Origin of the sequence: Streptomyces sp. NPDC005303, assembly GCF_040607335.1 — a bacterium.
Taxonomy (GTDB): Bacteria; Actinomycetota; Actinomycetes; order Streptomycetales; family Streptomycetaceae; genus Streptomyces.
The window spans coordinates 94463-120801 of the sequence record NZ_JBEXGM010000023.1 but is presented as its reverse complement, the minus strand read 5'-3'; the positions used below and the strand labels follow the sequence as shown (position 1 = coordinate 120801).

The 26339-nt window shown below is 71.3% G+C and carries 26 protein-coding genes and 1 riboswitch; of the genes, 4 read left to right on the top strand and 22 right to left on the bottom strand.

The window, feature by feature from the left end:
• Positions 1–152 precede the first annotated feature (152 nt).
• From ABZT93_RS28300 to ABZT93_RS28255, 10 genes are all read right to left on the bottom strand, one after another.
• Complete coding sequence (locus tag ABZT93_RS28300; protein ID WP_356109926.1) at positions 153–1229, bottom strand: hemolysin family protein; 1077 nt, start codon at positions 1227–1229, stop codon at positions 153–155.
• On the bottom strand, positions 1226–2560 hold the full coding sequence (locus tag ABZT93_RS28295) for a hemolysin family protein (RefSeq protein ID WP_356109923.1): 1335 nt from the start codon (positions 2558–2560) through the stop codon (positions 1226–1228). Before ABZT93_RS28295 ends, ABZT93_RS28300 begins: the two co-directional genes overlap by 4 nt.
• A 179-nt stretch (positions 2561–2739) precedes the next feature.
• Positions 2740–3198 carry a PH domain-containing protein gene (locus tag ABZT93_RS28290; protein ID WP_356109920.1) on the bottom strand — a complete coding sequence of 153 codons (459 nt, stop codon included), beginning with the start codon at positions 3196–3198 and terminating at the stop codon, positions 2740–2742.
• A 14-nt stretch (positions 3199–3212) separates the two neighbouring features.
• Positions 3213–4070: an ATP phosphoribosyltransferase gene (gene hisG, locus ABZT93_RS28285; RefSeq protein WP_356109918.1), complete on the bottom strand. Its 858-nt coding sequence runs from the start codon at positions 4068–4070 to the stop codon at positions 3213–3215.
• A gap of 44 nt (positions 4071–4114) precedes the next feature.
• Positions 4115–4387, bottom strand: a complete 273-nt coding sequence (locus ABZT93_RS28280) for a phosphoribosyl-ATP diphosphatase (RefSeq protein WP_020117406.1) — start codon at positions 4385–4387, stop codon at positions 4115–4117.
• A 34-nt stretch (positions 4388–4421) separates the two neighbouring features.
• Positions 4422–4907: a 6,7-dimethyl-8-ribityllumazine synthase gene (gene ribH, locus ABZT93_RS28275; protein WP_356109915.1), complete on the bottom strand. Its 486-nt coding sequence runs from the start codon at positions 4905–4907 to the stop codon at positions 4422–4424.
• Positions 4908–4931: 24 nt separating this feature from the next.
• Positions 4932–6221 carry a bifunctional 3,4-dihydroxy-2-butanone-4-phosphate synthase/GTP cyclohydrolase II gene (locus ABZT93_RS28270; RefSeq protein ID WP_356109913.1) on the bottom strand — a complete coding sequence of 430 codons (1290 nt, stop codon included), beginning with the start codon at positions 6219–6221 and terminating at the stop codon, positions 4932–4934.
• Positions 6218–6859 carry a nicotinamide riboside transporter PnuC gene (pnuC, locus tag ABZT93_RS28265; RefSeq protein WP_356109911.1) on the bottom strand — a complete coding sequence of 214 codons (642 nt, stop codon included), beginning with the start codon at positions 6857–6859 and terminating at the stop codon, positions 6218–6220. The genes ABZT93_RS28270 and pnuC overlap by 4 nt, the downstream gene beginning before the upstream one ends.
• Entirely contained in the window at positions 6856–7461 is a 606-nt protein-coding gene (locus ABZT93_RS28260; protein ID WP_356109909.1) for a riboflavin synthase, read from the bottom strand. Before ABZT93_RS28260 ends, pnuC begins: the two co-directional genes overlap by 4 nt.
• Positions 7462–7608: 147 nt before the next feature.
• Positions 7609–7739, bottom strand: a riboswitch (FMN riboswitch).
• A 252-nt stretch (positions 7740–7991) separates the two neighbouring features.
• A complete protein-coding gene (locus tag ABZT93_RS28255; protein WP_356109907.1) occupies positions 7992–9284 on the bottom strand; it encodes an ROK family transcriptional regulator in 1293 nt (430 codons plus the stop codon).
• Positions 9285–9396: 112 nt separating this feature from the next.
• Here ABZT93_RS28255 and ABZT93_RS28250 point away from each other — a divergent pair, with 112 nt between their 5' ends.
• Complete coding sequence (locus ABZT93_RS28250; protein ID WP_356109906.1) at positions 9397–10608, top strand: MFS transporter; 1212 nt, start codon at positions 9397–9399, stop codon at positions 10606–10608.
• Here the strand turns inward: ABZT93_RS28250 and ABZT93_RS28245 are convergent.
• Both ABZT93_RS28245 and ABZT93_RS28240 read right to left on the bottom strand, forming a co-directional pair.
• Positions 10568–11026, bottom strand: coding sequence for a thioesterase family protein (locus ABZT93_RS28245; protein ID WP_356109904.1), 459 nt, complete (start codon positions 11024–11026; stop codon positions 10568–10570). The genes ABZT93_RS28250 and ABZT93_RS28245 overlap by 41 nt on opposite strands.
• Before the next feature lie 82 nt (positions 11027–11108).
• Positions 11109–12242 carry a glycoside hydrolase family 6 protein gene (locus tag ABZT93_RS28240; RefSeq protein WP_356109935.1) on the bottom strand — a complete coding sequence of 378 codons (1134 nt, stop codon included), beginning with the start codon at positions 12240–12242 and terminating at the stop codon, positions 11109–11111.
• 172 nt (positions 12243–12414) lie between these two features.
• On the opposite strand from ABZT93_RS28240, the gene ABZT93_RS28235 reads away from it, so the two are divergent.
• Entirely contained in the window at positions 12415–13101 is a 687-nt protein-coding gene (locus ABZT93_RS28235) for a DUF5995 family protein (protein ID WP_356109902.1), read from the top strand.
• A gap of 52 nt (positions 13102–13153) precedes the next feature.
• Here the strand turns inward: ABZT93_RS28235 and ABZT93_RS28230 are convergent, their stop codons facing one another.
• From ABZT93_RS28230 to ABZT93_RS28195, 8 genes are all read right to left on the bottom strand, one after another.
• Positions 13154–14851: an NAD(P)/FAD-dependent oxidoreductase gene (locus ABZT93_RS28230; protein ID WP_356109899.1), complete on the bottom strand. Its 1698-nt coding sequence runs from the start codon at positions 14849–14851 to the stop codon at positions 13154–13156.
• Positions 14852–14891: 40 nt separating this feature from the next.
• Positions 14892–15680 carry a carbon-nitrogen hydrolase family protein gene (locus tag ABZT93_RS28225; RefSeq protein WP_356109897.1) on the bottom strand — a complete coding sequence of 263 codons (789 nt, stop codon included), beginning with the start codon at positions 15678–15680 and terminating at the stop codon, positions 14892–14894.
• Between the two features lie 115 nt (positions 15681–15795).
• Complete coding sequence (locus ABZT93_RS28220; protein WP_356109894.1) at positions 15796–17019, bottom strand: MFS transporter; 1224 nt, start codon at positions 17017–17019, stop codon at positions 15796–15798.
• A gap of 105 nt (positions 17020–17124) precedes the next feature.
• Positions 17125–18534 carry an HAD-IA family hydrolase gene (locus tag ABZT93_RS28215; RefSeq protein ID WP_356109892.1) on the bottom strand — a complete coding sequence of 470 codons (1410 nt, stop codon included), beginning with the start codon at positions 18532–18534 and terminating at the stop codon, positions 17125–17127.
• A gap of 36 nt (positions 18535–18570) precedes the next feature.
• Positions 18571–19620 carry an ABC transporter ATP-binding protein gene (locus ABZT93_RS28210; protein ID WP_356109890.1) on the bottom strand — a complete coding sequence of 350 codons (1050 nt, stop codon included), beginning with the start codon at positions 19618–19620 and terminating at the stop codon, positions 18571–18573.
• A 3-nt stretch (positions 19621–19623) separates the two neighbouring features.
• Positions 19624–20436, bottom strand: coding sequence for an ABC transporter permease subunit (locus ABZT93_RS28205; protein ID WP_356109887.1), 813 nt, complete (start codon positions 20434–20436; stop codon positions 19624–19626).
• The gene (locus tag ABZT93_RS28200; protein ID WP_356109884.1) at positions 20424–21320 is read right to left on the bottom strand and encodes an ABC transporter permease subunit; all 897 of its coding nucleotides are present in this window, start codon (positions 21318–21320) and stop codon (positions 20424–20426) included. The genes ABZT93_RS28205 and ABZT93_RS28200 overlap by 13 nt, the downstream gene beginning before the upstream one ends.
• A complete protein-coding gene (locus tag ABZT93_RS28195) occupies positions 21317–22471 on the bottom strand; it encodes an extracellular solute-binding protein (protein ID WP_356109882.1) in 1155 nt (384 codons plus the stop codon). The genes ABZT93_RS28200 and ABZT93_RS28195 overlap by 4 nt, the downstream gene beginning before the upstream one ends.
• A 215-nt stretch (positions 22472–22686) precedes the next feature.
• Between ABZT93_RS28195 and ABZT93_RS28190 the strand changes: the two genes are divergently transcribed.
• Both ABZT93_RS28190 and ABZT93_RS28185 read left to right on the top strand, forming a co-directional pair.
• A complete protein-coding gene (locus ABZT93_RS28190; protein WP_356109880.1) occupies positions 22687–23427 on the top strand; it encodes a GntR family transcriptional regulator in 741 nt (246 codons plus the stop codon).
• Positions 23428–23437: 10 nt separating this feature from the next.
• Positions 23438–23896 (top strand): hypothetical protein, encoded by a 459-nt coding sequence (locus ABZT93_RS28185; protein WP_356109877.1) that lies wholly within the window; start codon positions 23438–23440, stop codon positions 23894–23896.
• Here the strand turns inward: ABZT93_RS28185 and ABZT93_RS28180 are convergent.
• Both ABZT93_RS28180 and ABZT93_RS28175 read right to left on the bottom strand, forming a co-directional pair.
• Complete coding sequence (locus ABZT93_RS28180; RefSeq protein ID WP_007380661.1) at positions 23889–24341, bottom strand: Lrp/AsnC family transcriptional regulator; 453 nt, start codon at positions 24339–24341, stop codon at positions 23889–23891. The two genes, ABZT93_RS28185 and ABZT93_RS28180, sit on opposite strands and share 8 nt — an antisense overlap.
• A gap of 10 nt (positions 24342–24351) precedes the next feature.
• A complete protein-coding gene (locus tag ABZT93_RS28175) occupies positions 24352–25809 on the bottom strand; it encodes an amino acid permease (protein WP_356109875.1) in 1458 nt (485 codons plus the stop codon).
• Between the last annotated feature and the right edge of the window lie 530 nt (positions 25810–26339).

The window sequence follows — 26339 nt, the reverse complement described above, 5'->3', positions numbered from 1 at the left end:
CGGCGTACGGCGAAGGGGCATTCCCGTCCGCCGGGACGGGGGCCGCAGGGCGCAGGCGGTTCGCCGTCCGTCCACTGGGCAGGCCTTGACTGCACCCACCCAGGGGCGCGGGGAACTGCGTGACCAACCCCCACTCGGCCGCGGCCGAACAACTACGACGCCAACGCCTCCTCGCTGCTCCGAGGCTCAGTGACCCGAACCTCCGGCAGCTCCCGGTGCGCAGGATCCCGTACCTCGCCCACCAGCAGCTCCAGCACATCCTCCAGCGCCACCAGCCCGAGCACCTTGCCCGAGCCGTCCGCGACCTGGGCCAAGTGCGTCGCCGCCCGCCGCATCACGGTGAGGGCGTCGTCCAGCGGCAGATCGGACCGCAGCTTCGTCATCGGCCGCCAGATCTGCTGGGGCACCGCCCGCTGCGAGTCCTCCAGATCCAGTACGTCCTTCACATGCAGGTACCCCATGTAGGCGCCGTTCTCCGCGGCGATCGGGAAGCGGGAGTACCCGGTCCGGCCGGTGAGTTCGATGATCTGGCCCGGCGTCACCGAGGGGCGCACCGTCACCAGGGACTCGCGCTTCAGCAGGACGTCCGTCACGGGGCGCGAGCCCAGTTCCAGCGCGTCCTCCAGGCGTTCCTGTTCCTCGGGGTCCAGGAGACCCGCCTGGCCGGAGTCCTCCACCAGCCGGTTCAGCTGTTCGCTGGTGAAGACCGCCTCGACCTCGTCCTTGGGCTCGACGTGGAAAAGCCGCAGGATGGCCCGGGCGCAGGCGCCGAGGGCGATGGTGATCGGCCTGCACAGGCGGGCGAAGTACACCAGGCCGGGGCTGAGCCACAGCGAGACCTTCTCCGGGGCCGCCATCGCGAGGTTCTTCGGGACCATCTCGCCGATGACGAGATGGAAGAAGACGACCGCGCCCAGGGCGATGACGTAGCCCAGCGGATGGATCATGCCGTGCGGCAGGTGGATCCACTCGAAGACCGGCTCCAGCAGGTGCGCGACCGTCGGTTCGGCGACCGCGCCGAGCGTCAGCGAGCACACCGTGATGCCGAACTGGGCCGCCGCCATCATCTGGGGCAGCCGCTCCAGGCCGTACAGCACCTGGCGGGCCCGTGCCGTGCCGAGCGGTTCGATCTGGCTGCGGCGCACCGAGACCAGCGCGAACTCGGCGCCGACGAAGAATCCGTTGGCGAGGACGAGCAGGGCTGCGAAGAGGAGTTGGAGCACGCTCATCGGGCGGCCTCCATGACGTTGACCGCGGGGACCGTGCGGACCAGGCGGACCCGCTCGGCGCGGTAGTGCCCGACCTGGCGGACGGTGAGCCGCCAGCCGGGCAGTTCGGCCCGGTCGCCGACGGCGGGGATTCGGCCGAGCAGGTCGGCGACCAGCCCGGCGACGGTCTCGTACGGCCCCTCGGGCACGTCGAGGCCTATGCGCTGCAGGACGTCGACCCGGCAGCTGCCGTCGGCGTCCCATGCGAGGCGGCCGTCCTCGGGCGGGGCCGCGGCGAGTTCGGGGACGTCCTGGCCGTCGTGCTCGTCTCGGACCTCGCCGACGATCTCCTCGACGATGTCCTCCAGGGTGACCACGCCGGCCGTGCCGCCGTACTCGTCGACGACGACGGCGATGGGCTGCTCGTTGCGCAGCTGGGCCAGGAGCGGCTGGACGGGGAGGGTCTCGGGCACCAGCAGCGCCGGGCGGGCGATGCGGGCGACGGGGGTGCGCAGCCGGTCCTGCACCGGGACCGCCAGGGCGTCCTTGAGGTGGACCATGCCGACGATCTCGTCGATCTTCTCCCGGTAGACCGGGAAGCGGGACAGACCGGTGGCGCGGGTGAGGTTGACGACGTCCTCGGCGGTGGCGGAGGCCTGGAGCGAGCTGACCTTCACACGCGGGGTCATGACGTGCTGCGCGGTGAGCTCGGCGAGCGACAGGGTACGGACAAAGAGGTCCGCGGTGTCCTGTTCCAGGGCGCCGGCCTGGGCCGAGTGGCGGGCCAGGGAGACCAGCTCGCCCGGGGTGCGGGCGGAGGCCAGCCCCTCGGCGGGCTCGATGCCGAGCGCGCGGACGAGACGGTTGGCGACCGCGTTCAAGGCGGCGATCACCGGCCGGAACAGCCGGGCGAAGGCGTGCTGCGGGCCGGCCACGAAGCGGGCGACCTGCATCGGCTTGGACACCGCCCAGTTCTTGGGCACGAGTTCGCCGATCACCATCTGCACGGCCGAGGCCAGCAGCATGCCGACGACGACGGCCACGCCGGAGACCGCGCCCTCAGGGATGCCGACAGCCTTGAACGGGCCGTGCAGCAGTTCCGCGAGGGCCGGTTCGGCGAGCATGCCGACGACGAGGGAGGTGATGGTGATGCCGAGCTGGGTGCCGGAGAGCTGGAACGACAGCTCCTTGAGCGACTCGGCGACCCTGCGGGCACGACGGTCGCCTTCCGCGGCGGCCTTCTCGGCGTCCGTGGCCTCGACGGTGACGAGGCCGAACTCGGCCGCCACGAAGAAGCCGTTGGCGAGAATCAGCAGGAACGCCGCTCCCAGGAGCAGCAGGGGGATGGTCATGCCGCCGCCTCGATATGCCGGGAGGGGGCGGCGCAGGTACTACAGGACGATCCGTCCATCGCTGGAGGGAGTCACTCCTCGGGTAGCAGGAACAACGAGAGGCGGAGGCGCAAGGAAAACGCCTCCGCCAACAGATTAATCAAGACATGGCCGACTGCGGCAGGGTGGAAGCCCCCGAGTCAGCCCTGATCTTCGTCGGAGCGGGCTGTGGAGTGCGCCTCGGCGAGCGCCCGCAGGGCCTTCGCGTCGGCGATGGCCTGCTGCTTCGCGATGCCCGGCTGGATGCCGAGGGCGGGCAGACTGGTGCCGTCGCTGAGGTTGAGGAACACCCAGGGATCGCCCGGGCGGAGGTTCACCTGGATGATCTCGGCCCATTCCAGATGCCGTCGGCCGGCGATGTTCTGGACGGTGACGCCGGACTCGTCGGCGACGACCTTCACCCGCGCCAGCAGGAACAGCACACCGGCGAGCAGGGCCGCGGTGACGATGAAGCTCAGGCGCTCGCCGGGCCCCAGCTGCTCCAGCAGGAGCGCGATCACCGTGATCGTCACGAAGATCGCGACGCCCGCGGTGATCAGCACGGCACGGGTGCGGCCGGGCCGGAAGGTGACCGGGAGGGTGGGCAGTTCGGAGGACATCTTCGGCACGATCCTCAGAGACGGCAGGCGTGGATGGCCGTCGTCAGGATGGCCCGCGCACCGATGTCGTACAGGTCGTCCATGATCCGCTGCGCCTCCTTGGCCGGGACCATCGCGCGGACGGCTACCCAGCCCTCGTTGTGCAGCGGGGACACGGTCGGGGACTCCAGGCCCGGGGTGAGCGCGACGGCCTTCTCCAGCTGCTCGACGCGGCAGTCGTAGTCCATCATCACGTACGTCCGCGCCACCAGGACGCCCTGGAGGCGGCGCAGGAACTGCTGCACCTTCGACTCCGCGGCCTCGTCGGCGTCGGTGCCGGTGCGTCGGATGACGACGGCCTCGGACTTCATGATGGGCTCGCCGAAGACCTCCAGGCCCGCGTTGCGCAGGCTGGTGCCGGTCTCGACGACGTCCGCGATGACCTCGGCGACCCCGAGCTCGATGGCGGTCTCGACCGCGCCGTCGAGGTGGACCACGGAGGCGTCGATGCCGTTGTCGGCGAGGTGCCCCGCGACGATCCCCTCGTAGGAGGTGGCGACCGTCTTGCCCTTCAGGTCCTCGACACCGCTCGCGGTGCCCGGCTTGGAGGCGAAACGGAAGGTGGAGCGGGCGAAGCCGAGCGGAAGGATCTCCTCGGCGTCGGCACCGGAGTCGACCAGCAGGTCGCGGCCGGTGATGCCGATGTCGAGCTGGCCGGAGGAGACGTAGATCGCGATGTCCCGGGGGCGGAGGTAGAAGAACTCCACGTCGTTGACCGGGTCGACGATCCGCAGTTCCTTGGACTCGCGGCGCTGCTGGTAGCCGGCCTCATGCAGCATGTCCGCCGCAGGGCCTGACAGGGAACCCTTGTTGGGGACGGCGATGCGCAGCATGAGGTCGGCTTCCTTTGCTCTCAGGGGTGGTTTCGGCGCGTGGCTTACAGGTGGGCGTAGACGTCGTCGAGGGAGATGCCGCGCGCGACCATCATCACCTGGACGTGGTACAGCAGCTGCGAGATCTCCTCGGCGGCCGCCTCCTTGCCCTCGTACTCGGCGGCCATCCAGACCTCGGCGGCCTCTTCGACGACCTTCTTGCCGATGGCATGGACGCCCTTGCCGACCAGTTCTGCGGTGCGGGAAGTGGCGGGGTCGCCGTTGGCGGCCTTGTGCTGGAGCTCGGTGAAGAGCTCCTCGAACGTCTTATTGGACATGGTGGCGCCCACTTTACGCGTAAGCCCGCACCACCTAGTGCCACGGTTCAGATACTGAGCGGAGGGTGGCCGCCGTGGCCACCGCGGCGGTCACCGCCTCGTGCCCCTTGTCCTCGTTCGAGCCCTCGAGGCCGGCCCGGTCCAGGGCCTGTTCCTCGGTGTCGCAGGTCAGCACGCCCATGCCGACGGGGACGCCGGTCTCGACGGAGACCTGGGTGAGGCCCTGGGTGACGCCCTGGCACACGTACTCGAAGTGCGGGGTGCCGCCGCGGATGACGACGCCGAGGGCGACGATCGCGTCGTAGCCGCGGCCCGCGAGGACCTTGGCGACGACCGGGAGCTCCCAGCTGCCGGGGACCCTGAGCAGGGTCGGCTCGTCGATGCCCAGGTCGCGCAGGGCGCGCAGGGCGCCGTCGACCAGTCCGTCCATCACCTTCTCGTGCCACTGCGCCGCGATGACGGCGACCCGCAGGTCACCCACGTTGCGTACGGACAGCTCCGGTGCACCCTTGCCGCTCACGTTCTCGAACTCTCCTCGAAGTGCTTACTGGTTGCCGCAGGTGGACACCGGGGTGGCGTCCAGCCAGGGAAGGTCGTGGCCCATCCGGTCCCGCTTGGTGCGCAGGTAGCGGAGGTTGTGCTCGCCCGCCTGTACGGGCATCGGCTCCCGCCCGGCGACCTTGAGGCCGTGCCTCAGGAGCGCCTCGGACTTCTCCGGGTTGTTGGTCATCAGGCGCAGGCTGCGCACCCCGAGGTCCTCCAGGATCTGCGCGCCGGCGCCGTAGTCGCGGGCGTCGGCGGGCAGGCCGAGTTCCAGGTTGGCGTCGAGGGTGTCGTGGCCCTGTTCCTGGAGTTCGTACGCCCGCAGCTTGGACAGCAGGCCGATGCCGCGCCCCTCGTGGCCGCGCAGGTAGACCACCACTCCCCTGCCCTCTTCCTGGATGCGCTCCAGGGAGGCGTCGAGCTGCGGGCCGCAGTCGCAGCGCAGGGAGCCGAAGATGTCGCCGGTGAGGCATTCGGAGTGGACGCGGACCAGGACGTCCTCGCCGTCGCCGATCTCGCCGTGGACGAGGGCGACATGCTCGACGCCGTCGACGGTGGAGCGGTAGCCGTACGCCCTGAAGGTGCCGTGGGCGGTGGGCAGCCGGGTCTCGGCCTCGCGCCGGACCGTGGGCTCGCTGGTGCGGCGGTAGGCGATCAGGTCCTCGATGGAGATGATCGTCAGGCCGTGCTTGCGGGCGAAGGGGATCAGCTCGGGGAGGCGGAGCATGCGGCCGTCCTCGCCGGCGATCTCCACGATCGCGCCGGCCGGGCGCAGTCCCGCGAGCCGGGCGAGGTCGACGGCGGCCTCGGTGTGGCCGTTGCGGGTGAGGACGCCTCCGTCCTTGGCGCGCAGCGGGAAGATGTGGCCGGGGCGGACGAAGTCGGTGGGCCCGGCGGAGCCGCTCGCGAGGAGCTGGAGCGTGGTCGCGCGGTCGGACGCCGAGATCCCGGTGGTCACGCCGTGGGCGCCGGACGCGTCCACGGACACGGTGAACGCGGTCTTCATCGACTCGGTGTTGTCGTCGACCATCTGAGGCAGCTTCAGCCGGTCCAGCTCGTCCCCCTCCATGGGGGCGCAGATCAGGCCGCGGCACTCGCTCATCATGAAGGCGACGATCTCCGGGGTGACCTTCTCGGCGGCGACGACCAGGTCGCCCTCGTTCTCGCGGTCCTCGTCGTCGACGACCACGATGGGCCGGCCTGCCGCGATGTCGGCGATGGCCTGCTCGACGGGGTCCAGCGCGAAGTCCTCGAACCCGTCGGTGCTGTACAGAATGGGTGCGGCGGTCATGCCGGCGCTCCTTCCATGACGGGCCGCGCGGACTCACGGGAGCGCAGCCACCAGTCGCGCATGCCCCACAGGACGAGCGCGCCGTAGATGACGTAGACGAAGCCGGAGAAGGCGTAGCCGTTGGCGAAATTGAGCGGGACGCCGACGACGTCGACGAGGAGCCAGGCGAACCAGAACTCGACCATGCCGCGGGCCTGGGCGTACATGGCGACGACCGTGCCGACGAAGATGTAGGCGTCCGGCCACGGGTCCCAGGACAGGCTCGGGTAGGCCTTGAAGAGCAGGGCGACCGCGACGGTGCCGACGGCGGCGGCGCCGACCAGCGCTCCGCGCTCACGCCAGGAGGCGAACCGGGGGGCGATGTGCCCGTCGCCGGACTGCCCCTTGTTGCGGTTCCACTGCCACCAGCCGTACAGGGCGACCACCATGACGACGGCCTGCTTGCCGGCGCTGCCGGTGAGGTGGCCGTAGAAGGCGCCGAAGAGGATGAGGCCGGAGGCGAACTGCACCGGCCAGCTCCACAGGTTGCGGCGCCAGCCGAGGGCGAGGGCTATGAGGCCGAGGAGGTTGCCGATCATGTCGGACCAGAGGATGTGCTGGCCGAACAGGGTGAAGGCCTCGGTGTTGAGGGAGTTCACTTCCCCGCCCCCTGACCGCTCGCGAGCAGGCGCTCGACGTACTTGGCGACGACGTCGACCTCGAGGTTGACCGGGGCGCCGGGCTGCTTGAGTCCGAGCGTGGTCAGGGCGAGGGTGGTGGGGATCAGGCTGACGGTGAAGTAGTCGGGGCCGGCGTCCACGACGGTGAGGCTGATGCCGTCGACCGTGATGGAGCCCTTCTCCACGACATAGCGGGAGAGGTCCGCGGGGAGCGAGATCTTGATGATCTCCCAGTGCTCGGAGGGCTTGCGCTCCAGGACCTCGCCGGTGCCGTCCACATGCCCCTGCACGATGTGCCCGCCGAGGCGCGCGCCCACGGCGGTGGGGCGCTCCAGGTTGACGCGGGAGCCGACACCCAGGGCGCCGAGGCTGGAGCGGTCGAGGGTTTCGGCCATGACGTCGGCGGTGAACTCGTCGCCCTCGTGGTCGACGACGGTGAGGCAGACGCCGTTGACGGCGATGGAGTCCCCGTGTTTCGCGCCCTCGGTGACGACGGGGCCGCGCAGTCGGAAGCGACACGCATCGCCGAGGTTCTCGACGGCGGTGATCTCGCCCAGCTCTTCGACGATTCCGGTGAACACTTCCCGGGTCCTCCCTGCCTCATTCGGGCACGGACTCCGGGGCTGTCGATGACGACAGAAAGGACGAGCGGAAACACCGGGGGCGACGCCGGACGCACTCGCCCCTCAGGACGAACGGATACGGCGGCGCGCACGAATGCCCGCCCGCCGCGCACTGCCTCCCATCCGGACTTTAACCGTCGGTCCAGGAATTTCACCTGGTCAACCGGCCGCTGGAAGCGGTCGGGTCGCGGACTGTAACCGCCGGTTCGGACTTTCACCGACCCCGGAGTGCGCTGCTTCTGGTACAGGGCCAGTCTGCCACGCCTGATCGACGTCCATACAGGCGACGGGTGTGGGGTGGCTCACAGACGGTACCGATGGACTTGTGCGGCGGTCCGGACTCCCAACGGGCCGATGGCGCATATCCATTGACGAAATGGTCTAGTCCTTTTTAGGGTCGCCGTGCGTGGACACCCGTAGAGACGGGCCCGGCGGCGGTGACGACGGCCCTTGCCCGCCGCCGGGTCTCCTTTGCCGGTGTTCAATAACTATCCGCGGGCCGGCGGAAGCTGATCGTGCCCACGCGACGGAGCCGCGTGCTCCGGCAGCACCCCAGGCCGCTGAAGGGGCGCGAACAACTCGTCCTGGGCCCTCTCTCGCGCCGTGAGCAGGGCTCCTCGCAGGACCGCCCCTCCTCCCAGCACGCTCGCCCGCACCTCCGTCGGGAGCGGCGACATACGGCGGACCCGTCGCTCCACTCTCGCCGCGAGGTCCGCCCCGCCCGCCTGGCCCACCTCGCCGGCCAGGACCAGGCAGCCGGGGTCGAGGATGGCGACGACCGAGGCGACTCCCACGGCGAGGCGGTCGGCCAGGGCGTCGAGGAAGTCCGTCGCGGCATCCGCCACCACTGCCGTCGCTGCATCCGCCACCGCCGCCGTCGAGGCGCGGGCCACCGACTCCCGCACCACCCTCGCGGCCAGCGGCTCGTGCCCCTCCGCCTCGACCGTCAGCCCGTGCCGCTGTGCCAGTGCCACGATCGCCGCCGACCCCGCCAGGGAGTGGAAGCCCCCCTCGCAGTCCACGGCCGACGGCAGCCCCGCGGTGCCCGGCACCGGCAGGAATCCGATCTCCCCCGTGCCGCCCGACGCACCCCGGCGCAGCGTGCCCTCCAGGACGACGGCCGCGCCCGTGCCGTGGCCGAGCCACAGCAGGACGAAGGTGTCCCGGTCCTGAGCGCCCCCCTCGCGCTGTTCCGCCAGCGCCGCGAGGTTGGTCTCGTTCTCGACATGGACGCGGGTCTCCGGGAGCCGCTCCTGCAGTGCCAGCACCAGTCGCCGGTGCCAGGCGGGCAGACCGCCCGAGTCACGGAGTTCGCCCGTGGCCGGGTCGATCAGGCCGGGGGCGCCGATGCCGACGGTGTGGAGTCCGGGCACCCCCGCCTCCTTCGCCGCCCGCTCGACCAGCGCGACGGCCTGCTCGACCGCGGGCCCGGTCCCCATGTCCCCGCCGATGGGCACCGACGCCTCGGCCAGCACCCGTCCCAGCAGGTCGGAGACGACGACGGAGACGCCCTCGGTGCGGACGTCGAGGGCCGCGAGATGGGCCTGGTCGGCGACGATGCCGTACAGCTTCGCGTTCGGGCCGCGGCGCTGCTCCCCCGACTCCCCGACCACGTCGATCAGTCCGGCGGCGGCGAGGCGCTCGACCAGGTCGGCGACGGACGGCCGGGACAGTCCGGTGAGCTGCTTCAACTGCCCGGCCGTCAGCGGGCCTTCCTGCTGGAGCAGGCGCAGGGCGAGCCGGTCGTTGATGGCCCGGGCGGTGCTCGGGGATGCGGGCATGCCGGGAATCCTCTCAGATCCACAGGGCCGAATACGAGCTATCTATCAGGCAGGGTTCCTGATAGTTTACGGCGGCAGCATGGGTACGACCAGGACCGGGAGGGGCCCGACCATGAGCGATGTGGTGTACGCGCCGGCAGAGGTACGGCGGGCCCGGTACGCCGTAGCCGCCGTGTTCGCCGTGCACGGGGCCGTGACCGGGTCGTTCGCGACACGGGTGCCATGGATCCAGGACCACGCCTCACTGAGCGCGGGTCAGCTCGGTTTCGCCCTGGCCTTCACCGCGTTCGGCGCGTCCTGCTCGATGCCGCTGGCCGCGCGGACCAGCCACCGTTTCGGCAGCCGGGCGGCGCTGCGCGGGCTGATCACCCTGTGGACGCTGTCCCTGGTCCTGCCGGGACTCGCGCCGAACCTCTACACGCTGTGCCTCGCGATGTTCGCGTACGGCGCGAGCGCCGGCATGGCCGATGTGGTCATGAACGCGCTGGGCGTGGAGATCGAGAACCTGCTCGGCAAGTCGATCCTGTCCGGGCTGCACGGGATGTGGAGCGCGGGAGCGCTGATCGGCTCGGCGGGCGGCACGCTCGCCGCGCATCTGGGCGCGGACGCGCGCGTGCACTTCGCACTGGCGGCGGCCTGCCTCTCCGTACTCGGTGTACTGGCCTGCCAGTGGGTCCTGGACGTACAGGCCACCGAGGACGAGGAGCCGCCGCCGCGGTTCGCGCTGCCGCCGAAGTCGGCCCTGCTGATCGGAGCGGTCGGTTTCTGCGCGGTGTTCGCGGAGGGCGCGAGCCTGGACTGGTCGGCCGTCTATCTCAAGGACCGGCTCGAGGCCTCGGCGGGGCTCGCCGCGGCCTGTACCACCGGCTTCATGCTCACCATGGCGGTGGCCCGGCTCGTCGGCGACACCGTGGTCAACCGCTTCGGCTCGGTCCGTACGGTCCGGCTGGGCGGTCTCCTCGCCGCCGCCGGTGGACTGCTGATCGTGCTCGCGGGCCATCCGGCGGTCGCGATGACCGGGTTCGCCCTGATGGGACTGGGTATCGCCGTCGTCGTACCGCTGTGCTTCGCGGCGGCGGGACGCAGCGGGCCCAATCCGAGCCAGGCGATCGCGGGCGTCGCCACCATCACCTACACCTCGGGGCTCATCGCGCCGAGCCTGCTGGGAGGCGTGGCCCAGGCGACCAGCCTGACGGTGTCGTTCGTCCTGGTGACCGTGCTGGCCTGCGGGCTCGTCGCCTTCGCGGGCGTGCTGCGCGCCGGCGACCGCGACCGCCCGAAGCTCAGCCCCGCGGCCGCAGCAGTTCCCGAGCGGCGGCCCTGAAGCCCTCCCTCCAGGGCGCGGGGCGCAGTGTCCCCGCGTCCAGCCGGACCAGTACCCGGGTGCCCCGCGCGAAGGTCGTGCCCCCGTCCGCGGAACAGAACCGGAAACCGTAGGTCAGGCCGGTGGTGCCGAGGCGCTCCAGCCAGAGGTGGACGGCGTAGGGGCCGCTCCGGGTGACGGGGGCGTCGTAGCTGATCAGCAGTTCCTTGACGACGTTGCAGGCGTCCCCGGCGCTCGCCCAGTCACCGTCGAAGCGAATGCCGTTCCCCTCCCAGAACTCGGCCCAGGCCCGCTCGACGAGCAGCGGGTAGCGGGCGTTGTGAAGCATGCCCAGGGCGTCCAGGTCGTCGAAGTGGACGGTGACGGGGATCAGCCGGCCGTAGGACAGGGCGGGGGCGAGGGTGGCTTCGGTGGTCACGGGCGGGACTCCTGGGTGTATAGAGCAACGACCCTTATCCTAAGCGGTTGCTCACCCGGTGTCGGAGTGGCACTCGGCCGACCTACGGCGAGGCCAGTTCATAGGCGTACGACGGGCTGAACGCACCCGGTGTGCCCTTGCAGCCGTCCGACTCCCCCGGGAGCTTCACCCACAGGTAGGCGTCGACCTCCGCCTCGCCGGTGTTCAGGGTCGGGGGCCGGCCGATCTTCCGGCCCGCCGGGTCGCACCACTCGCCGTCGGAGGGGGCGCCGTTGCCGTTGCGGCTGGTGTCGATGACGGCCCCCAGACTCGGTGGTCCGGCAAGGGAGTCCAGGACCCGGCGGTCGTAGGCGATCTCGGCGGACGTGGTGTGGAAGTTGGAGACGTTGCTGAAGATCCCGTCGGAGGACGCGGCCGAGGCGGCGCCCGCCTGCTTCAGCAGGGCCGCCTGCTCGGACGCCGGACGCCAACCGGAGTGCCCGGCGTCGTAGTAGACGCGGGCCTCGGGGTTCGCAGCCTTCAGGACACGGCCCGCGCGGGCCAGCGAGGCGAAGCGGTCGGCGCGCCCCGCGGCCGGGAGACAGTCGGACTGGGCGATCGCGTCGGGCTCCAGGACGACGACGACCTCACGGGAGCCGAGCCCCGCGGCGAACCGGTCGATCCAGGCGTCGTACGCGCCGAGATCCGGTGCCCCGCCCTCGGAGGCGCCACCGCAGTCACGGTCCGGGATCGCGTACGGCACGAGCACCGGGACCCGGCCCTGCGCGGCGCCGCCCGAGGTGACCGCGCGGACCCGGGAGGTGATGGTCGCCGGGGTGTAGTCGGCGAACCAGACCGCGGCCGGCCGGTCGGCGATGCGGGACTCTATGACGTCGGCACGCCAGTCGCGCGGGTTGTCCCGCACCCAGTCGAGCACCTGGGAGGACGGGTGACGGTAGAGGCGGGTGGCGGTGACCCGGGCCTTCGCGGAACCGGAGCTCGCCTTCTTGGCGGACGGGGACGCACTCGGCCGCCCGGAAGGCGAAGGAGAAGCGGGGGCGGGGACGGAGGGAGACGCCGGCCCGGACGCCGACGTAACGGCAGCGGGCGAGTCGGGGCTCGGGGAGCCGCCGACCAGCCCCGGCCGCGCCTCGTCGGAGCCGACGCGGTCGCCGAGCGCGGAGAGCATCCCGGTCGCGGTGCCGACGGCGACCACCAGGGAAGCCGCCGCGACCATCGCACCGCGGCCGATGGCACGCCTGCGTGCGGCGCGGCGCGCGGCCAGCCGCTGGGCACGTAAGCCTGACACCCTGTCGCTCCCCCCTCGCACGGCAGGCGCGTTCCCCCGTTCTGGGGAAGCGTCGGGCCCGCCGGTACCCGGGCCAGCCTAGGACTGGGACCCTGCCGTCATGGCGCAATTGGAACAGTTCACCACTCCCCTCGACGCGGTCGTCTCCCGTATGCGCGCCCTGGACGAGGAGCTCCCGGAGCGGGACGGCCTGGCGGTCTTCAACCGTGTCTACCTCGCCGTCACCGAGGCGGTCGACCGGTGCGTCGACGGAGGCCGGTTCGCGGACGCGCGAGCCGCGATCACGCTGGACGTGCGGTTCGCCGAGCGCTATCTGGGGGCGGTGGACGCGGCCGCCCGCGGGCACCGTCCACCGGCGTGCTGGCGGCCCCTGTTCCAGTTCCGCCGCCATCCCGGCGTACGTCCACTGCAGTTCGCGCTCGCGGGCATCAACGCGCACATCGGGCACGACCTGGCGCTCGCCGTGGTGGACACCTGTCGTAGCCTCGGCTGCGAACCCGCCGACGTGGAGGACGAGTTCGACCGCGTGGGCGAGCTCCTCGTCTCGCTGGAGGAGCGCATCCGCGAAGATCTGATGCCGGGCCCCGACCTCCTCCAGATCGCCGACCCGCTCACCCATCTGCTGGGCTCCTGGAGCCTGGAGCGCGCCCGCGACGCCACCTGGACCGCGGCCCGCGCCATGTGGGCCCTGCGCGGACTGCCCGACGTGGCCGGGGAGTTCACCGAGCGCCTGGACACGGCGGTCGGCTTCGCGGGCCGCATGCTGCTCACGCCGCTGCCGGACTGAACCGACTTGGCTCGAGATCGTCGATGCGCGCAGCCGACTCACGCAACAGGTCCTAGTCCTCGGGGAGTTCGACCGGTGCGATCTCCTCGTACACGTCCCCCGGACCGGGGTTGGTCGCGTCGGTCTCGCCGCCGAAGTGGTGCATGACGCCCCAGACGGCGTTCAGCGCGGTCTGGATCGCGCCCTCGGCCCAGCCCGCCGTCCAGGAGATGTCGTCGCCGGCGAGGAAGATGCCCCGCTTGTCCTCGGGCAGCCGGTCCTGCATGAAGTGGGTGAACAGGCGCCGCTGGTAGCGGTAGTGGCCGGGCAGGTTGGCCTTGAAGGCGCCCATGAAATAGGGCTCGTTCTCCCAGGAGACGGTCACCGGGCTGCCGATGATGTGCTTGCGGATGTCGACCTTGGGATAGATCTCGCCGAGCGACTTCAGCATGACCTCCATCCGCTCGTTCGCGGACAGCGGCAGCCACTTCAGGCTGTCGTCGCACCAGGTGTAGGAGAGGCAGATGACGGCGGGCCGGTCCGGGCCGTCGTCCAGGAGGTACGTCCCGCGCGTCATACGGTCGGTGAGGGTCATCGACATGACGTCCCGGTCCGTCTCCTCGTCCTTGTCCAGCCAGAACGGCCGGTCGACCGGGACGAACAGCTTGCTCGACTCCATGTAGTGGGTGCGCTCGATCGCCGTCCAGTGGTCGATCGGGAAGAGCGAGTCGTCGCAGGCGATCTTGGACAGCAGCATCCAGGACTGGGCCGTGAAGATCGCCGCCGCGTAGGTGCGGATGTCACCGTCGGCGTCCGTCACGGTGATCCGGTTGCCGGCGGTGCGGTGCAGGCGGGTGACGGCGGGCCGGGGCTCGCCGTTCATGTGCAGGCTCGCGAGCGAGGTGCCGTACGGCCAGTGGACGATCTTCTCCGGCGCGCGCTCCCACAGCCTGAGCGGCAGCTGCTGCGAACCGCCGACTATCCCGCGGTGGTGGTCGTCGGCCTCGGTGTAGACGACGCGCAGGATCTCCAGGATGGAGTTCGGGAAGTCGGTGTCCCAGCCGCCGGTGCCGAAGCCGACCTGCCCGAAGATCTCGCGGTGCCGGAAGGACCTGAAGGCCTCGGAGTCGCAGAGGAAGCCGTAGAAGGTCTGGTTGTCGAGCTTCTCGACGAGCTTGCCCCAGATCTCACGGATGCGCGGCACGTCCCGCTCGCGCAGGGCACGGTTCATGTCGGTGAAGTCCGCGCCCTCTTCGAGGCACCGGTTCCAGGCCTCGGCGACATCGCGGTAGACCTGCGGGAGGTCACCGATGGTCTCGGCGTAGTGGGACTCGCCCTTGAGGTCGACGACCGTCGAGGGGGTGGCCTCCGCGAGGGGATTGGGGAAGGGGCGGGTCTCCAGTCCGACGAGGTCGATGTAGTGCTGGAGGGCGGTGGAGGAGGGCGGGAAGCGCATCGCGCCCATCTCCGCGGTCAGCGTGGGGTCACAGCCCTCGAAGCCCACGGTCCGCAGGCGTCCGCCGATCTGGTCGGCCTCGTACAAGACCGGCTTGAGCCCCATCTTCATCAGCTCGTACGCGGCCACGATGCCGGAGAGACCGCCGCCGATCACCGCGACCTCGGTGCCGTGCCCGGTCGCCGGTATCTGGCCGAGGCCCGCCGGGTGGGCGAGGAAGTCGTCGTAGGCGTACGGGAAGTCCGGCCCGAACATGGTGATCGGCGGCTGGTGCTCGTCTGCGTGCTCGACGGCGTTGGGCACGGTGGACGTCATGGGGTACGGACTCCTTGCAGCGATGAGGGTGGTTCAGACGTCAGACGAGGGACCCGTAGAGGCCGGGCCGGCGGTCCGTCAGGTAGGGGTTCGCCTCGCGGGAGGCGGTGAGGAACGCGGGGTCGGCGTCGGCGAACACCAGCTCCTCGGCGCGTCCGGCGCGGGCGCGGGCCACCCCGTCGGGGCCGGCCAGCACGGAGAGTCCGACGAACTCGAACTCGCCTTCCTGGCCGACCCTGTTGACGTAGGCGACGTACATCTGGTTCTCCCAGGCCCGCACCGGCACCAGGGACTCGGCGACGAACTGGAACGGGTGCATCTGGGCCGTCGGCACGATCAGGAGGTCGGTGCCGGCCAGGGCGTGGGCGCGGACGTTCTCCGGGAACTCGACGTCGTAGCAGATCATGAGACCTACGGTGAGTCCGCCCAACTCGGCCTGGACCACCGGCTGTTCTCCCGGTACGAACCGGTCGCGCTCGAAGCAGCCGAAGAGATGGGTCTTGCGGTAGTTGGCGAGCCGGGTGCCGTCGGCGGAGATCAGCTGGGCGGAGTTGTAGACGGACCCGCCGGCCAGCTCGGGGTAGCCGTAGGCGATCGCGACCCCGTGGCGCTCGGCGATCTCCGCGACCGCGTCCGCCGAGTCGCCGTCGGCCGCTTCGGCGAGACGGCCGATGTCGTCACCGATCGCGTACCCGGTGAGGAACATCTCCGGTGCGGCCAGCAGCGCGGCGCCCGCGGCGGCGGCCCGGCCCGCGGCCTCGTCGAGGACCTTGAGGTTCCCCTCGACGGAGCCGGGGCGGCCGGAGCTCTGGAGCAGGGCGGTGCGCATGCGCGATCCTCACCGGGCGGAAGGTGGATGTGGGGGCCACTGGAAGGGCCATGTAGACGGTACGGGCGGGTCACCGGCGCGGACAAGGAGAAGCCGTTGCGCGCCGGTGAGCGGTTCATTGCGTACGAGGACGCTCCCGCGGCGATTCGTTGCGCGCACGCCCGCTCCCCCGGCCCAGCACCAGTGCCGTCACCAGATACGGCGCGGAGAGGATCACGAAGACCGTGCTGTGCGCCATGGACGCGCCGAGCAGGGCGTACAGCCCGAACACGGCGACCGTGACCAGCTCCGTGCCCAGGCTCGCGACCGAGGTCAGGGTGGCCCGGCGGGCGTCCTCGATGCGGTGCTGGAGACGGACGTCGGCGAGCACCTCGGCGAGCTGGAAGCCGGCGAAGGCGAGGCCCACGAGGGCGATGCCGGCCGGGGTGCGGACTCCGGCGCCCACCGCCAGGGCGAGCGCGGAACCCGCGATCAGGGCGGCCAGACCCCGGGTGCCGAGGCGCTCGGCGGGTCCGGCGAACAGGCTGCCGAGGGTCACGGTCGCCCAGACCAGCAGCACCAGGTAGGGCACGGTCGCGTCGGCCACACCGAGGTCGCGGATCAGCAGTGAGACGTACTCGTCGAGGGCGCCCCATACTGCGGTGACGGCCGGGATGAGCAGCAGGGCACCCCGGACGGTCCGGTCCCCGCGGGCCTCGGCGAGTCCGGCCCGCAGCGTCGCCGACCAGCGGGTGCTCCCCTTCTTCGCCGGTACCCGGTGTTCCGGGAGCCGGGTCGCCGTCACCGCCGCCAGCAGACAGGCCAGGACGCTCGCGGCACCTACGGCCGGGTAGCCGCCCAGGGCGAGGACCGGTCCGGCGAGGCCCATCGCCGTGACGGTGGCCAGCAGCCGTGCCGCCCGGGCCCGCCCCATCACGCGCGCGTACCGCTCGGCGGCCCCGAGGCGCTCCAGCTCGTCGTAGACCAGGGCCTCCAGCGAACCGGACCCGAGCGCGCCACCGGCTCCCCACAGGACGAAGCCCAGCGCGAAGGCGCCGTACGACGGCACGGTCACCCACAGGGTGAAGCCGGCGGCCGTGAGCAGCGGGCCGAGCCACAGCAGGCGGCGCCGCGAGACGGTGTCGGCCCAGGCTCCGGAGGGCACCTCCAGGACGACGGCCGTGAGGGACCACAGGGCGAACAGCGAGGAGATCTGCCAGAGCGGCAGACCGGTGTCGGCGAACAGCAGCGCGTACACCGGATACAGCAGGACGAGGTCGTCGAGGAACGCGTAGCCGTACAGCGTGGTCGTCAGCCGGCGGGCACCGGTCGCGGGCACACGTGCGGGTGAGAGTGTCATGGGGCCTTCCCGGAAGGGCGGTTCGGACGTCGTGGGTACGGCGTCCGAGGCGGCCCTCGGGAGGCACGGCTGGTGGATCAATGTCGCCAGGTCATGACACCGATGCTAGACAGTCGCGGGCCCGCTGCCCAGCGAAAATGTGGTGATCACCGCTGCGTGGTCGGACGGCCAGTCGTTGTTCTCGACGTCCGGCCAGGTCCGGGGCGTGCCGCTGACGCAGGTCCGCGAGTCGAGGACCCGCAGGCCGCGGTGGAGGACGAAGTCGATCCGGTCCTGGGGCTCCGGGTGGGCGTGCACCGGCGACCAGGTGTGTCCCGGGTCCCGTACGGCATCCGGACGGGCCTCCCGGAAGGAGTCCCGGAAGCCCGCCTCCTCCGCAGCCTTCGTCACCGGCCACTGGACATCCGGCCGGTCCAGGTGGGAGGGGGTGTTGAAGTCGCCGACGAGGACGACGGGCGCCGCGTCCCCGATCCGGCGCAGGGTGTCCCGCAGCTGCCCGAGCCGGACCTCCTCGTGGGCGAGCGGTTCGGACGCGTAGGGCCCGTACTCCTCGGCGTCGAGGTGGGCCGTCCACACGTCGACCTCCCGCTCCCCTACGGCGATCCGCGCGCCGGCCGCCCCGTAGAACCCGACGTCCGGGTCGCCCAGCACGGCCGTGACCGGGAAGCGGCTGATGATGCCGAGGTTCGTCCCGGCCCGGTGGTGATGCCAGCCGAGCGCCTCGGCGAGTTCCTCGGTTGCGGTGCCGTACGTCTCCTGGAGTCCGACCACGTCCACGTCGGTCTCGGTGATGACCTTGAGCTGCTTGGCCCGGTGGTCGTGGACCTTGGTGCCGCCGTACCAGAGGTTCCAGGTCATCACGCGGAGCCGGTACGGCAGCAGGGCGCGGAGCCGGGGCACGGTGACGTCCTCGAGGCCGGTCAGGACCGTGCGGCCCGGGGCAGCGTCGATGGGGGCCAGTGAGGGCACGGCGAGGACGGCGCAGCCGGCCGCCTCGGCGGAGCGCACGCCGGTCTCCGTGTCCTCGACGGCCACGCACCCCGAGGGCTCCACGCCGAGCGCGCGGCAGGCGGCGAGATAGGGGTCGGGCGCGGGCTTGGTGTGCTCGGTGTCGTCGGCGGTGACGGAGACGGCGAAACGGCTCGCGCCGCCCAGGGCCTCCAGAACGGTGTCGGCGACGGAACGGGGGGACGCGGTCACCAGGGCGGTGGGGATCCGCTCCCGCGCCAGGGCGTCCAGCAGGTCGAGCGCGCCGGGGCGGGGCACGACACCGGTGCGGACGCGGTCCGCGAACTCCCGGTGCAGGGTGTCGGCGAGGTCGGCGGCCGGGGTGCCCGTGGCCGCGGCCAGCCAGGCGGCCGTGTGCTCGACCGGACGGCCGAGCACGTCCGGCCGGTCCGCCTCGGTCAAGGGCCGCCCGGCGACCTGCTCCACCGCCTCCCACCACAGCCGCTCGGTGTCGACGAGCGTGCCGTCCATGTCGAACAGGACGGCTTGGAGCGGGAGTCGATTCACGGGTTTCTCTTTCGTGGGGGGATTCATGCGAGGGGATCAGCGGGTGCGTTCCGCCACCAGCACCGGCCGCTCGGGCAGTGACACGCTCACCACGGAACCGGCGGTGAGCGCGGCGGCGTCGTGCGCGGGCAGGTCGGCCTTGACCTCGGTGCCGTCGGCGAGCCGGACGGTGACGCGGACGGCCGCGCCCAGGAAGGACGTGGCGACCACGCGGGACTTCCCGTCGGCCTCGGCCCGCACCCGCACGGCCTCCGGCCGCACCAGCACGTCGACCTCGGTGCCGGACGGAACCGGGCCGTCGACCGGCAGCCGCTGCCCGAGCACGTCGACCGTGCCGTCGGCGAGGCGTCCCGGGATCCGGCTCATCGTGCCGACGAACTCGGCGACGAAGGGGGTCGCGGGGCGGCCGTACAACTCGCTGGGCGGCGCGCACTGTTCGAGCCGGCCGGCGTGCATCACAGCGACCCGGTCCGCCATCGACAGGGCCTCCTCCTGGTCGTGGGTGACGAACAGGGTGGTGATGCCGAGTTCCTGCTGGAGCCGCCGGATCTCCTCGCGGAGGCTGAGCCGCACCTTGGCGTCCAGTGCCGACAGGGGTTCGTCGAGGAGCAGCACGCGGGGGCGCAGGGCGAGCGCGCGGGCCAGCGCGACCCGCTGCTGCTGGCCGCCGGAGAGCTGGTGGGGGAACCGGCCGCCCTTGTCGGCGAGCCCGACGAGGTCCAGCAACTCGGCCGCCCTGGACCGTCGTTCGGCTGTGCGGACCTTGCGCATCCGCAGTCCGAAGGCCACGTTGTCGAGCGTGTCGAGATGCGGGAAAAGGCTGTACGACTGGAAGACCATCCCGGCGTCGCGGCGGTGGGCCGGCATCCGGGTCACGTCCTCGCCGTCCACCAGCACCTCGCCGGAGTCGGGGTGTTCGAAGCCGGCGAGCATCCTGAGGGCGGTGGTCTTGCCGCAGCCGGACGGGCCGAGCAGGGCGAGCAGTTCACCGGGCTCGACGCTCAGGTCGAGTCCGTCGAGGGCGACGGTCGGGCCGAACTCCCGCCTCAGTCCCCGGAATTCGACGGTTGCAGCTGTTTCAGGCATGGGTCATCCCCGGGAGGTAGGACGGGTACGGCCGCCGAAGCCGGCCAGGACGAGGAGCAGCACCCACGTCACGAGCAGGCTGAGCACGGACACGGCGACGGACAACTGGGCCTGCGAGCCGCTGACGTTGACGATCCACACGGCGAACGGCCGGAAGCCCAGCAGCTGGGCCACGGTGAACTCGCCGAGCACCAGGGCCAGGGTGAGGAAGGAGGCGTTGAGGAGGGCGCCGCGCAGGTTGGGCAGGACGGCCTGGAGGAGGGCCTGCGGCCAGCCGGCACCGCAGCTGCGGGCGGCCTCGACGAGGGTGCGGACGTCGACCGCGCGGAGTCCGGCGTCCAGGGCCCGGTAGACGAAGGGCAGCGCCATCACGACGTAGGCCAGGACCAGGACGAAGGGGAAGTCGGGGTTCTGGATCGCCACGAAGGTCTCGAACAGCGGGGTACGGGAGAGGTGGTCGGGCCCCCACTTGAGGACCGTGCCGATGCCGGCGACGAAGGCGATCGGCGGGACGACCAGCGGCAGCGAGCACACCACCTCGACGACCGGCCTGAGCCGGGGCGCGCCGAGCCGCAGCGCGACCATGGCGGGCACCATCAGCAGCAGCACGACGGCGATGGTGGCGAGGGCCAGTTCCAGCGAGAGCAGCAGGCTGGAGACGAAGCCGTCGGTGGCGAAGATCTGGGTGTAGGCGTCGAAGGTGATGCCCTGGCCCGGCACGTCGACGGTGAAGACGACGGAGGCGGCCAGCGGCACCAGGAAGTACAGCCCGGCGAGGCCGAGCACGCCCCACCGCCACAGGTTCAGGCGAGCCATCGGGCGCTCCTTCGCTGAAGGGGCAGGTACACGGCCATGACCAGGCCCGCGACCAGGACCATGTCGAGGCTGAGGGCGAGCGCCACGTTCTCCTGGCCGACCAGCACGTTGCCGGAGATCGCGTCGGCGATCTGCAGGGTGACCAGCGGGATCGAGCTGCCCACCATCGCGGCGGCGGTGGCGTACGCGGCGAAGGCGCTGCCGAAGAGCAGCACGAATCCGCCGAGCAGCGTGGGCAGCAGGACGGGCAGGGCGACGAAGCGCCAGTACTGCACGGTCGTCGCCCCGTTGTTCTGCGCGGCCTCGCGCCACTGGACGCGCAGCCCGTCCAGGGCGGGGGTGACGGTGAGCACCATGAGCGGGATCAGGAAGTACAGGTAGACGATGACCAGGCCCCAGAAGCTGTACAGGTCCCAGCCCTTGTCGGTGAGGCCGAGGTGCCGGGTCAGCACACCGGCGTTGCCGAGGGTGGCGACGAAGGCGAAGGCCAGCGGGACGCCGCCGAAGTTGGCGAGCACTCCGGACGCGGTGAGCACGGCCTCGCGCAGGGCACGGAAGCGGGAGGACACCACGGCCTGGGCGAGGGGCAGTCCGACCAGGGTGCCGAGGGCGGCGGACACCGCGGACAGCTTCACACTGCCGACCAGCGCGGTGAGGTACGCGCCCTTGAGGGAGGTGGTGAGGTTGCCGAGGGTGTACGAAGTCGCCCCGGTGGCCGGGTCCTTGGCAGTGAAGGCGCCGTCGAGCATGGCGATCGCGGGCAGCCCGAAGGCGACCGCGACGAACGCGAGCAGCGGGAGGACGGCGACCCAGCCGAGGGACCGGCGCCGCCGCCTGACCTGGGCGGCGGGCGCCGTGTCCACCCGTACGGCGGTGGCCGTCATCCGGAGACGGCCTTCGCCCAGCCCTGTCCGAGGACCGTCTTGGCCTTGTCCTGCTGGGCCTCGGTCGGGAACTTGGGCGTGCCGGAGACCTCGGGCAGCTTGGCGGCGGCCGCCTTGTCGAGGGTGCCGGCCTTCTCCATCGCGGTCATCAGGGCCGGGCGGGCGTATCCCTTGAGCCAGAGGTTCTGGCCCTCGGCGCTGTAGAGGTACTCCTGCCACAGGCGGGCGGCCGCCGGGTGCGGGGCGTCCTTGTTGACGGCCTGGGAGTAGTACTGCGAGAACTGGCCGTCGCTCGGGACCGTGACCTTCCAGTCGACGCCCTTGGACTTGAACTCGTCGGCGTACCCGGCGTTCAGGTAGTCCCAGTCGATGCTGATCGGCGTCTCGCCCTTCTCGACGGTGGCCGGGGTCGACTCGACGGGCGTGTAGTTGCCGTTCTTCTTCAGCTTGGCGAAGAAGTCGAGGCCGGGCTGGATGTCGTCGAAGGAGCCGCCGTTCGCGAGCGCGGCCGCGTAGACGCCGCCGAAGGCCGAACCGGACTTGGTGGGGTTGCCGTTGAGGGCGACCTGGCCCTTGTACTGCGGCTTGAGCAGGTCGGCGAAGGTGGTGGGGCAGGTCTTGACCCGCTTGGCGTCGCAGCCGATGGAGATGTAGCCGCCGTAGTCGTTGTACCAGCGGGCCTGCGCGTCCTTCTGGCCGGTGGGGATGTCGTCGTACGAGGCCACCTTGTACGGCGCGAGCAGGCCCTGTTGGGCGGCGCTGATCGCGAACGAACTGCCGAGGTCGAGGACATCGGGCGCCCGGTTCTGTCCCTTCCGCGAGGTCACGGCGTTGATCTCGTCCTGGCTGGAGCCGTCGGGGTTCTCGACGGAGATCTTGATGCCGTACTTCTTCTGGAAGCCGTCGATCAGGGCGCCGTAGTTGGCCCAGTCGCGGGGCAGCGCGATGGCGTTGAGCGTGCCCTCCTTCTTGGCCGCGGCGACCAGCTTGTCCATGCCGCCGAGGTCGGCGGCGGAGGTGGCGGTGGCGGCGTTCTTGCCGTCGGCGGTGGTCGACGCGGTGTCGGGGGCGGCGCCACAGGCGCTCAGGGCGAGGGCGGCGAGGGTGGCGAGAACACCGAGGGCGGCGGTTCTCGGCAGGGACACGGTCACGGCTTCTCCAGGGGACGCGCGAGGGTGCAGGAGCCAGAGGCAGAGAACTTGTCTGAACAAGTTGGCCTCAGTAAGGCTGCCGCTGGTGTCCCGCCGGTAAACACTGGCGAAACGCTGCCCCCTGAATTCCCGCACAATCCGGACCTCATCGGGGCCCCACCGGATGTCGACTACGCTGGTCACGCTGTGCACAGCATTCGACTCAGAGGGGAAGCATGCCGGCGCGACACGAGGAGATCGCCGACGAACTGCGCCGGGCGATCGACCGCGAGGAGTACACCGTCGGCAGTCTGCTGCCCGCCGAGACGGAACTCGCGGCCCACTACGGCGTCTCACGCGGCACGGTCCGCCAGGCGGTCGCCGCGCTGACGGCCGAGGGGCTCATCGGCTCCCGGCAGGGCGCCCGCCGCGTGGTCCTCGCCAGCCGCCGCAGTCAGAGCTTCGCCGAACTGCGGAGCTTCGCCGAATGGGCCCGGGCGATGGGGCGTCAGGCGACGGGCCAGGTGGTCGCACAGGAGTACCGCCCGGCCACCAAGGAGGACTCGGTACGCCTCCAACTGGTCGTCGGCACCCCGGTGTTGCACGTCCTGCGGGTGCGCGGCCTGGACGGCGAACCGGTGCTGCTGGAGCGGACGGTGTACGCCGACTGGATCTCCCCGACCGTCGAGGCGATCGAGCCCGGGTGCCCCTCGGTCACTCAACGCCTGTACGACGACACGGGGTTGGTGTTCGCCTACGGGGAGCACGTCATCGACGCGGTGGCGGCGGGCGCGCAGGACGCGGAGTTGCTGGGGGTGCGTCGGACGAGTCCGCTGCTACGGGTCCGCCGGGTGACCACGACCCGTGAGGGCCGACCGGTGGAGTGGTCGGACGACCGCTACCGTTCGGACGCGGTGAGCTTCAGCGTGCACAACTCGATCGGGAACAACGCGCTGGCCAGGAAGACGGCCGACTGAAGGAGCCCTCATGGAGATCAGCAGCCTCCCCCGCGTGGACGAGCACACCGAGATCGTGACGGCGGACGCCCACGCCGTGTGGCAGGCCGTCGGGGAGGTTCTGGACCGCTCCTTCTCCGAGAGACGCTTCGCCGGATACGCCCGTCTCGTGGGCTGCCCGGACCGCACGGCCGCCGGACCGCGCCCCCTGGCGAAGGGCTCCGCCTACCCCGGCTTCCACGTGCTGTCCGCCGCCCCGGGCCGAGAGCTCGCCCTGGTGGGCCGCCACCACTTCTCGACGTACGCCCTGGTCTTCCGCCTGGATGGGACCGGCCCCGGCCGGACCCGGCTGCGGGCCGAGACCCGGGCACGGTTCCCGGGGCCCTTCGGCGCCCTCTACCGGCTGCTCGTGATCGGGACGCGCGGGCACGCGCTCTTTGTACGACGGCTCCTCGCGGCGGTCCGGCGCCGCGCCGAGGAGGTCAGGTAGGCGAGCCCGAGGAGAAGCGGCGCAGCAGGGGCGAGAGGACCAGTACCGACTTGGTCCGCTCCACGAACGGCTCGCCCGCGATCCGCTCCAGGACGCGCTCGAAGTGCCGCATGTCGGAGGCGAAGACCTGCACGACCGCGTCCGCCTCACCGGTGACGGTGGAGGCGGCCACAACCTCCTGGTAGCGCTCCAGGCCCCGCTGGATGGTCTCCGGCGAGGTGTTGCGCCGGCAGTAGATCTCGACGAACCCCTCGGTCTCCCAGCCGAGGGCCGCCGGATCCACCCGTACGGTGAATCCGGTGATGGCCCCGGTGGCACGCAGCCGGTCCACGCGCCGTTTCACGGCGGGCGCGGACAGGCCGACGATCTGCCCGATGTCCGCGTAGGAGCGGCGAGCGTCCTCGGCGAGGGCGTGCACGATGCGTTCGTCGAGATCGTTCAGCACGGTGGGTGGATCAGCTTTCGGGTGTTGCGAGTCGGGAACGGCGATGGCCGTATACGAAGTAGAACACGAGCCCGACGGCCATCCAGACCCCGAAGACCACCCAGGTGACGGTGGACAGGCTGCCCATCATCCACACGCAGAAGCCGAAGCCCAGCGCCGGGAAGAACGGCGAGAGCGGGACACGGAAGGTGCGGGGCATGTCCGGGCGGGTCCGGCGCAGCACCACGACGGCGATGTTGACCAGGGCGAAGGCGAAGAGCGTGCCGATGCTGGTGGCGTCGGCGAGCTGGCCGAGCGGGATCGCCGCGGCCAGCACCCCGCAGAACAGGGAGACGATCACCGTGTTGGCGCGGGGCGCGCCGGTCTTCGGGTGGACGCGGGCGAACACCTTCGGCACCAGCCCGTCCCGGGACATCGCGAAGAGGATGCGGGTCTGGCCGTAGAGGACGGTCAGGACCACGCTCGCGATGGCGATGACCGCGCAGAACGCCAGCAGGGTGCCCCAGAAGCTCTGCCCGGTGACCTCGCGCATGATCTGGGCGAGCGCGGCCTCCGAGTCGTTGAAGTGCCGCCAGGGCTTCGCGCCGACCGCTACGGCGGCGACCAGGACGTACAGCGCGGTCACGATGACCAGCGACAGCATGATCGCGCGCGGCAGGTCGCGCTGGGCGTTCTTCGCCTCCTCACCGGCGGTGGAGGCGGCGTCGAAGCCGATGTACGAGAAGAAGAGCGTGGCACCGGCCGCGCTCACGCCCGCCATCCCGAGGGGCATGAAGTGCTCGTAGTTGCCCGAGCGGAAGCCCTGGACGCCGATCGCGCAGAACAGCACCAGCGCGGCCATCTTCACGACCACCATGACGGTGTTGGCGCGGGCCGACTCGCGGGCGCCGCCCAGCAGGAAGGCCATGGCGAGGAGGACGACGATGAGCGCCGGGAGGTTGAAGACGCCGCCGTCGCCGGGCGGGGCGGACAGCGCGTCCGGGATGGTGACGCCGATGGTCCCGTCGAGCAGCTCGTTGAGGTACTCGCCCCAGCCGACGGCCACGGCGGCGACCGAGACGCCGTACTCCAGGACCAGGCACCAGCCGCAGATCCAGGCGATCAGTTCGCCCATGGTTGCGTACGCGTACGAGTACGAGGACCCGGCGACCGGGATGGTGCCCGCGAGCTCGGCGTAGGAGAGGGCCGAGAACAGGGCGGTGAGGCCGGCGATCACGAAGGACAGGGTGACGGCCGGGCCGGCCTTGGGGACCGCCTCACCGAGGACGACGAAGATGCCGGTGCCGAGGGTGGCGCCGATGCTGATCATCGTCAGCTGCCACAGTCCGAGCGAGCGCCTGAGGGCCCCGCCCTCGCCCTGGCCTCCCTCGGCGACGAGGCGTTCCACCGGCTTGCGGCGCATGAGGCGCGCGCCGAGCCCCGTCGCCTGTGGGGTGCGCTGTTGCGGGGGTGCGCCTTGGTCGAGCACGCGCTGACTCCTTCGTCGTTGCAGGTGAGTACAGCGAAGCACCCTACGAGCCCGGAGGTCACAGCCGTAATGCAGCAACCTTGCACGCACTCGCAAGATCGTTGCGTTCCGCGCCGATGGACGGGCGTTCGTTGCGCACGGCCCCCTTCGACCCTCGTCAGCGATCGTCCGACTCCCCCGCGACCGCGTCGATCTCGCCGAACCCCAGCGGCGACCTGCCCATCGACACGCGCCCCCGCCAACCCCTTCGACCCTCGTCAGCCGTCCCCTGACTCCCCGGCCACGTCCCTCTCGCCGAACCCCACCTGCCCGACCGTGCCTCAACCCGGGTTTGGGGGCCCATACGCGCGCCCGCCAACCCCCTTCGGCCCCTCTCAGCCCTCCTCCGGCTCCCCGCCACCGCCCGCACCTCGGCCGCGTCCCTCTCGCCGAAGCCCAGCTTCCCGACCGTGCCGCAACCCACGGCCCGGGCGCCGATGCGCGCGCCCCCACCGACCCCCTTCGGCCCCTCTCAGCCGTCCCCCCGGCTC